Annotated in this window: 4 protein-coding genes; all 4 read right to left on the reverse strand. The window is 77.1% G+C overall.

The genetic code is table 11. The features are described from left to right. Positions 1–5,745 (reverse strand): SDR family NAD(P)-dependent oxidoreductase (locus tag ACYVPE_RS38350; RefSeq protein ID WP_461038466.1); only part of this gene is annotated, 5,745 nt, incomplete at its 3' end. A gap of 87 nt (positions 5,746–5,832) precedes the next feature. Next, entirely contained in the window at positions 5,833–6,771 is a 939-nt protein-coding gene (locus ACYVPE_RS38355) for a PfkB family carbohydrate kinase (protein ID WP_461038467.1), read from the reverse strand. Beyond that, a complete protein-coding gene (locus ACYVPE_RS38360; RefSeq protein ID WP_461038468.1) occupies positions 6,768–8,249 on the reverse strand; it encodes a purine-cytosine permease family protein in 1,482 nt (493 codons plus the stop codon). Before ACYVPE_RS38360 ends, ACYVPE_RS38355 begins: the two co-directional genes overlap by 4 nt. Before the next feature lie 72 nt (positions 8,250–8,321). Beyond that, the coding region (locus tag ACYVPE_RS38365; RefSeq protein WP_461038469.1) for an ADP-ribosylglycohydrolase family protein at positions 8,322–8,752 on the reverse strand (431 nt) is incomplete at its 5' end.

Raw genomic sequence — 8,752 nt, forward strand, 5'->3', positions numbered from 1 at the left:
GGGGGGGGGGGGGGGGGGGGGGGGGGGGGGGGGGGGGGGGGGGGGGGGGGGGGGGGGGGGGGGGCTGGGGGCCAGGCCGGTGGCCGTGATGGCGGGGAGGTTCACCGAGATCCACGGGCGGCCGGCCGCCCGTTCGGCGGCGGCGAAGGCGTCGAGGAAGGCGTTGGCCGCCGCGTAGTCGCCAAGGGCGCCGGCGAAGCCGGGGAGCACGGCGGCGACGGAGGAGAGGGCCACGCACACCGCCGGCCGTTGGCCGTGGCGGGACAGGGCGCGGGAGAGCAGGTGGCTGCCGCGCACCTTGGCGGCCAGGGTGTCGGCGATCTCCTCCGGCGACTTGGCCCGCAGCGTGCCGGGGCGCAGCACGCCCGCGGCGTGGAAGACCGCGTCGAGCGGGGGCAGATCGGCGATCAGGGCCTCGACGTCGGCTTCGACTGACACGTCCGCCGCCCGGTACGTCACCGACGCGCCGAGCGTTTCGAGTTCGGCGAGCAGCCGGGCGTCCGGCCGGGGCGAGCGGCCGGCGAGTACCAGCGTGGGCCGGCCTCGGCCGGCCAGGTCGCGGGCGAGCGCGGTGCCGATGCCGCCCGCGCCGCCGGTGATCAGACAGGTGCCGTCCGGCGGCAGGGGTGGCAGCGACGGCCGCGCCGGCGAGGCGGACGCGCGGCGCAGGCGGCGGCCGGCGCGCCAGGCCACCACACCGTCACCCAGGCCGAGGCCGAGCAGTTCGCGTTCCAGGGCGTCGGCCCTGAGGTCCAACGGGTCGCGCGAGGACAGGTCGACGCTGTGCGCGGCGAGGCCGGGGAACTCGTCGGGGAGGGCGAGCGTGAGGCCGGTCAGCAACGCCTGGGCGGGGCGCGGACGTTCGGCGGCCACGCCGGTGACGTGGACGTCCTCGGTGACCGTCACCAGGCGGGCGCCCGGCCGGTTCAGGGACGGGAACAGCTCGCGCAGCATGGCCGGCAGGTCGTGGGTCGCCGCGTCGAGGTCGGCGGTGGCCGGGCCGGCGAGCAGCACGGTGCGGTCGGCCACTCCGTCGCGCAGCACCCGGATGCCGCGCCGGGCCAGGCGGGCGGCCAGCGCCCGGGCCAACTCCCCCTCAGGGCCGGCCAGTCGGACGGTGCGCACCGTACCGGCGGCCGCCGGCGGATCCGCCGCGACCCAGGTGACGCGGTACAGCCGGGGCGCCGGTTCCGGCCAGTGGCGGCGGCGTTGGAAGGGGTAGGTCGGCACGGCGACGCGCGGCCGTTCGCCGGCCAGCGCCGCGTGGTCGAGGTCGACGCCGCGCGTCCACAGGCGCCCGAGGGTGGTCAGCAGCGCGTCGCCGGTGGAGCCGAGCGCCAGCGCCTCCGGCGCCCGTCCTTCGCGGCCGGCCGCGATGCCGCGCACGAGCGCCGTCAAGGCGCCGGGGTCGGGGCCGAGTTCGAGGAAGGTGTCGTGGCCTTCGGCCAGCAGACGCTCGACGGCGGCGTCGAACCGCACCGGCCGCAGGGCGTGTTGGCGCCAGTGCGCCGGGTCGAGGGGCGGCCGCCAGTCGGCGGTCAGCGTGGAGAGCAGCGGGATGGCCGGCGGGCGTGGGGTGAGGGCGCCTGCCGCGTCCGTCAGCGCGTCGGCCGCGCGGCGCATCGCCGGGGAGTGGAAGGCGTGCGGGACCCGGAGCCGGCGCGCCGGGACGCCGTCGGCGGCGAGCCGGGCCACCGCCGCGTCCACGGCGTCCGGGGCGCCGGCGATCACCACCTGCTCGGGCGAGTTGGTGGCGGCCACGCACAGCGCGCCGGCCGACTCGGCCAGCACGGCGGCGACGGCGTCGACTCCCCCGCGCACCGCGGCCATCGCGCCTGGGGCGGTCAGTTCGGCGGTCAGCCGACCCCGCTCGGCGGCGAACCTGACGGCCTCGGCGAGGGTGAGCGATCCGGCGACGCAGGCGGCGGCGATCTCGCCGACGCTGTGCCCGACGACCGCGTCGGGCCTGACTCCCCAGGTGTCGAGTTGCCGGGCGAGGGCGACGCCGTACGCGACGAGCAGCGGCTGGGCGACCTCGGTGGCGGCCAGTTCGGCGGGCGGGGCTCCGGGGTCCAGGCACCACTCGGTCAGGGTGCGGCCCCGCACCGGGCCGACCAGCGCGGACGCCTCGTCCAGCGCCCGGCGGAACTCGGGCGCGGCGCGGTGGAGTTCGCGGCCGGCGCCGGGGCGTCCTGTGCCCTGCCCCGGCAGCAGCAGGACGAGCCGGGGGCGGGCGCCGACCACCGTGGAATCCGCGCCGGCTTCGAGGCGTTCGGCCAGGTCGCCGCGGGCCACCACGGCGAGTCGGTGACGGCCGTGGTCGCGGGCGGTGTCGACGGTGGCGCAGACGTCGGCCTCGTCGAGTTCGGGCCGGGCGCGTAGGTGGGCCGCGAGGTCGCGGGCGGCGGTGGTGAGGGCGTCGGCGTCGCGCGCCGACAGGGTCAACAGCGGTGGGAGGTCGGCGGGTTCGCGGTGAGACGCGGGCCGCGCAGACCGTGGCGGGGCCTCTTCGAGGATGGCGTGCGCGTTGGTGCCGCCGAATCCGAAGGCGTTGACGCCGGCGAGCAGCGGCCCGGGGGCGGTCCATTCGCGGTGCTCGGCGACCACCGCGAAGCCCTCGGGGAGCCGCGCGGGCGGGTCGTGGTGCGGCGAGGGCGGCAGCCGCCGGTGGCCCAGGGCCAGGACCACCTTGACGAGGCTCGGCAGGGCGGCGGCGTTGAGCAGGTGGCCGATGTTGGTCTTCACCGAGCCGATCCAGCGCGGCTCGCCGTCGGCGCGGGGCGTGAACGCGTGGGCCAGGGAGAGGAGTTCTACGGGGTCGCCGAGCGCCGTTCCGGTGCCGTGCGCCTCGACGTAGGTCACGGTGTCGGGGTCGACGCCCGCCTCGCGGTACGCCCGGACGATGATCTCGCGCTGGGTGAGCGCGTTGGGGGCCAGCAGGCTCAGCGCGCGCCCGTCGTTGTTCACCGCGGTGCCGCGCAGCAGGGCGAGCACCGGGTCGTCGACGTGGCGGGCGTCGTCGTGCCTGGCCAGGACGATCGCCGCGCCGCCCTCGCCGGGGACGAAGCCGTCGGCGGCGGCGGAGAAGGCGCGGCCGCGGCCGGTCGGCGACAGGGCGCCCGTCCGCTCCAGGGCGCGGTGCGCGGTCGGCGTCAGGGTGAGGTTGACGCCGCCGACGACGGCGAGGTCGCACTCGCCGGCCTGGAGGCTGCGCCGCGCCAGGTGCAGGGCGACCAGCGCGGAGGAGCAGGCGGTGTCGACGGCGAGGGCGGGCCCGGTGAGGTCCAGGCTCTGGGCCACCCGGGCGGCGACCAGGTTGGGGAGGTTGCCGACGAGCGCGGCGGCCGGCGGTTCGCCGTCCGGTTCCGCGGCCTCGGCGAGGAGCTCGCGGTAGCCGCTGTCGCCGGTCGCGACGAAGACGCCGACGCGGCGGCCGGCCCGCCTGGGGCCCGCGTAGCCGGCGCGTTCCAGGGCCTCGTGGGCGAGTTCGAGGAAGATCCTGGCCTGCGGGTCGGTCGCGGCGGCCTCCCGCTCGTCGATGCCGAAGTAGCCGGCGTCGAAGGCGGCCGGGTCGGTCAGGAAGGCGCCCCACCGGGCGGCGGACGTGGGCGGCGTCGGCCAGCGGTCGGCCGGGACGGGGCCGACCGCGTCGTGGCCGGCGGCGAGCAGGTCCCAGAACGCCTCGGGGGTGTCGGCGCCGGGGAAGCGGCAGGCCATGCCGAGCACGGCGATCGGGGCCCGGTCGTCGACCGTCCCGGGTCTCTCGCGGGTCGCCGCGCGGCGCGGCGCGGCCAGGTGTTCGGTCAGCGCGGCGACCGTGTCGCGGTCGCGGAGCACGGCCGGCTCCACGGTGACGTCGAAGGCGTCCTCCAGCGCGGCCAGCACCTCCATCGCCTTGAGCGAGGAGCCGCCGAGGGCGAGGAACCGGTCGTGCGGGCCGATGGTGTGGGCGGGCCGGTCCAACACCCGGGCCCAGATCGCGGTGACCGCCCGTTCGACCTCCCGCCACCGACCGGCCCGAGGTTCGACGCCACGCGCGGGTGCGGCCGCTTCGGCCGGTTCAGCCGGTTCGGCCGGTTCGGCCGGGGTCCACCGCTCCTCGACGGCGACGTAGGCCCCGGCCTCGTAGCGGTCCCGAAGGGTCCGCCGCCGCAGCTTGCCGCTGGTCGTCCTGGGGAAGGCGCCGGGCGGCAGCGGCAGCACCCGCACGTCGTCGTGGGCCAGCGCCTGCCGCAGCCGCGCCGCGACCCGCGCGAGCACGGTCGCCGCCGCGCGCGGCGGGCGCGCCCAGCCCACGAAGGCCAGCACCCGCTCCCGCCCGGCGAGCGGTTCCGTGGAGCCGACGACCGCGACGAGCGGCGAAGGCAGCCCCGGCGTGGCCGCGGCCACCTCCTCCAGGTCCGCGGCGTGGAAGGTGCGGCCGGCCACGAACAGCACGTCCTTGTGGCGGCCGGTCACGCACAGCCGGCCGCCGGTCAGGAACCCCAGGTCGCCGGTGCGCAGCCAGCCGTCGGCGGCGAAGGCGGCCGCGGTCGCCTCGGGCGCCGCGTGGTAGCCGCGGGCGACCTGCGGCCCGCGCACCTGGACGTGCCCCACCCGCCGGTCGGCCAGCGGGCGTTCGGCGTCGTCGACGATCCGCACCTCGCAGCCGGACACCGGCGGCCCCACGTCCATCAGCTCGACGGCGTCCGGGCCAGGGGCGGCGTCCACCGCGTGGCCACGGGCGAGGGCGGCGCGGTCGAGCACCCGGGACGCGGCGACCTCGCCCGGCGGCGGGACGGTGACCGCGAGGGTCGCCTCGGCCAGGCCGTAGACGGGCCGCGCGGCCCGGGGGTCGAGCCCGGCGGCCCCGGCCCGGTCGAGGAACCGCCGCCAGACGGCCGGGGCGATCGGCTCGGCGCCCACCAGCAGCAGCCGGACGGCCGTCAGGTCGAGGGCCTGGAACGCCTCGTCCGGGATGCGGCGGGCCGCGAGTTCCAGCGCGAAGTTCGCCGCCGACAGGATGGTCGCGCGGTGCCCGGCGGCCGCCTCCAGCCAGCGCGCGGGCCGCTTGGCGAACGCCAGCGGTTCGATCCTGACCTGCTTGGCGCGGGCGGCGAGCGGGGCGAGATGGGTGCCGATGAGGCCCATGTCGTGGAAGTAGGGCATCCAGCTGACCACCACGTCGTCCGAGGTGACGGCGGTGGCGCGGTGGATCTGGCGGAGGTTGGCCAGCACCGAGGCGTGGGTCGGCTCCACGCCCTTGGGCGCGCCGGTGCTGCCCGAGGAGAACTGGAGGAACGCGACGTCGTGCGGCGCCGCGTCGGGCAACCGCCCGGGCGGCCGGCCGCGCCGCAGCACCCGGAGACGCAACGGCCTCACGGCGTCCGGCAGTTCGCCGAGCAGCGACTCGGTGGCGTCGTCCACGACGACCGGCGGCCGGCCGAGCGACTCCCACACGGGCCGCACCCGGCGCGCGTCGGGCGCGAGCGGCACCGGTACGAGACCGGCGGCCAGGGCGCCCCAGAACATGGCCTGGAAGTCGTCGCCGCGGTCGGCGAGCAGCGGGACGGGGGTGCCGGGGGTGAGGCCGGCCGCCAGGCAGCCGCCGGCGACGCGCGCGGCGTCGTCCCGCAGCTCGGCCAGGGTGACGGTGTGCTCCCGGCCGTCGCCCCGCACGAACACCAGGGCCTGGTCGGGGGCGGCCGTGGCGGCGTCCCAGAGGATTCGCGGCAGCGTCGGCTCGCCGTTGGGTCCGGTCGTCACGTGTCCCCCGTCTAGATCGCCGTCACCCTAACGGAGGAATTTCGCGCGACACGGGAACCTGGCCGATCGACGCGGAGACGAGGCGTCCTACCGGTCGTGCTCGGCCAGGAACTCCGCCAGTTGTGCCTCGTTCGGGGCGGTGGCCGGGCCGACGCCGGTGACGGCGTAGGCGGCGGCCGCGTTGGCCGCGCGGGCGGCGGCCACCGGGTCCCGGCCGGCGGCGAGCAGCGCGAGGAAGCTGCCGACGTGCGCGTCGCCCGCGCCGTTGGTGTCCACGGCGGTCACCGGGAAGCCGGGCACCGGGGTGGGCGCCTCGCCGGGCGAGGCGAGCCAGCAGCCGCGCGGGCCGTCCCGGACGATGACGCCGGCGCCGGGGGAGAGCCGGCGGCGCAGCGCGGCGGCCGCGTCGGCCGGTTCCGGCAGCCCGGTGAGCAGGCTGGCCTCGCGGGCGTTGGCGCTGAGCCAGTCGACGCGGGCCAGCACGGGGTCGAGGACGGCCGGCGGGATGTCGGCGACCAGCGGCGCCGGGTCGAGGCAGAGGGTGACGTCGGCGGGCAGCGCGGCCGCGAACCCGGCGAGCGGCGGCCCGTTGTCCGGCGACACCAGCGCGTATCCGGAGAGTTGGACGGTGTCGCCTGGCCGGGGCCCGGCGGCGATCGCGGCGAGGTCAGCCGCGGTGAGGTGGCGCTCCACGCCGAAGCTGGTGACGAAGGTGCGCTCGCCGCCGCCGTCGACGAGGGCCACGGTGAACCCGGTGTCCCCGTCGTCGCGGGCCGGCAGCAGCGGCTCGATGCCCTCGGCGGCCAGCGCCCGGCGGACCAGGTCGCCGTGCGGCCCGGTGCCGTGCGGGCCGGCGAAGACGACCTCGGCGCCCAGCCTGCGGGCGGCGACCAGGGTGTTGAAGCCGCCGCCCGCGGTCAGTTCGGAGCGGGAGCCGATGACGTCGCCGCCCCGCTCGGGCAGTGCCGGGATCTCGATGACGAGGTCGGCGATGACGTTCCCGACGAGGACGAGTCGCCCGCTCACCGCGCCGCCTCGGGCACCGCGGGCGAGTCCGCGACGGCCGGCTCGGCGGCCGGCCCGGTGCGACGGCCCGCGGTGGCGTAGACGGCTGCGCCGACCAGGATGGCGATCGCCCAGCCGAGGCCGTTGGTGCCGGCCCAGGTGTCGGCGAACGGCCCGGCGAACCATACGTCGTGGGGGCCGGGTCCGGTGGCGGCCCTGGTGAACAGCAGCCCGGCCACGATGGCGGCGGCCCAGCCGAGGACGGCCGGCAGGTGGAAGCCGCCGGCGTACCAGTAGCGGCTGGTGCGGGTGGTGTCCATCAGCGCGGCGGAGTCGTAGGCGCGGCCGCGCAGCGAGTCGACGACGATCACGCCGATCCAGGCGGAGATGGGGACGGCGAGCAGCGTGAGGAAGGTGGAGAACGGGCCGTAGAAGTCGTCGGCGATCAGCATCAGGTAGACGCCGCCGGCGAACATCAGGACGACGTCGAGGGAGACGGCCCAGAGCCTGGACACCCGGAGGCCGAGCGTGATCATGGTGAGGCCGGCCGAGTAGGTGGACAGGTGGTTGGACATCAGCAGCCCGCCGAAGGCCGCGATCAGGTAGGGGACGGCCATCCAGGACGGCAGCAGCTCGTTGATGGCGGCGACCGGGTCGGTGGCGGTGGCGAGCGTGGGGTCGCCGGCCGCCAGCAGGGAGCCGAGCGAGATCAGCAGCAGCAGCGGGACGCCGGCGCCGAAGGCGGAGGCGATCACCAGCCGCCGGCCGGGGATCTCCCGGGGCAGGTAGCGGGCGTAGTCGGCGCCGGCGTTGGCCCAGCCGATGCCGGTGCCGGCGGCGATGAAGCCGATGCCGGCGATCACGCCGCTGGTGGCGCCGGCCGGCGCGTCGAGCACCTCGCTCCAGTCGACGGTGGCGATCAGGAAGCCCATCACCACAAGGTTGAGCAGGCCGAACAGCACGGTGGCCCATTTGTTGATCCACATGATGGTGGCGTGGCCGAGGCCGCTGATCAGCAGCGTGCAGGCGATGAAGACCAGCAGGCAGACCAGGGTGAGCACGGTGCCCGACGAGAACCCGAAGGCGAAGTCGAGCAGCGCGAGCAGGGCGTAGGCGGCCGTGGTGGTGGAGATGATCTCCCAGCCGATCCGGCTCAGCCAGCTGACCGTCGTCGGTCCCGCGTTGCCGCGCTGCCCGAAGACGGCGCGGGAGAGGGTGAGGGCGGGCGCGCCGCCCTTCTTGCCCGCCAGGCTGAGCGCGCCCACCAGCGCGAAGGAGCCGAAGGAGCCGACGAGGGCGACCAGGACGGCCTGCCAGATGTTGAGGCCGCGGAAGGCGACCAGGGTGGCGCCGAGCGGTAGCCCGAGGATGCTGATGTTGGCGGCGAACCAGGTCCAGAACATCTGGCCGGCGTGGCCGTGCCGCTCGGTGTCGGGAACCGGTTCGATCCCTCGGGTTTCGACGGTGCCGACGCGATCGTTCGTCTTCGAGACGCTCATGACGGAACCTCCTTGCGTGGTGCGACGGGACGGGTGGTGCGGGGGACAGGTGGTGCGGGCGGACGGTCGTGCTCAGCGGTGTTCGAGCAGGCGGACGGTGAGGTCTTCGAGGTCGAGCCCGTTGACGGCGCGCAGGGTGCGCACGGCATCGGGCGGGAGGGCGGAGAGGCCGGTGACGGAGCCGGCGATCGCGCCGGCGATGGCGCCGATGGTGTCGCTGTCGCCGCCGAGGTTGGCGGCGAGGACGGCGGCGCGCCACGGGTCGCCGTCCGCCACCGAGAGCACCGCGAACGCGGCGGGCACGGACTCCTGGCTGGCGACGCTGGTGCCGACCAGGGCGCAGATCCGGTCGATCGCCTGGTCTTCCGGCAGGCCGCGCACCAGCTCCCAGGCCCACTCGACGCGGCTGGCGATGTCGGCGCCCGCGACCCAGTGGCCGCGGCCGGCGCCGGCCCTGGCCGCGACGAGGCCGCCCGGCACGGCGGCCGCCCGGTCGCCGCCCA

Source organism: Streptomyces mayteni, from assembly GCF_054783955.1.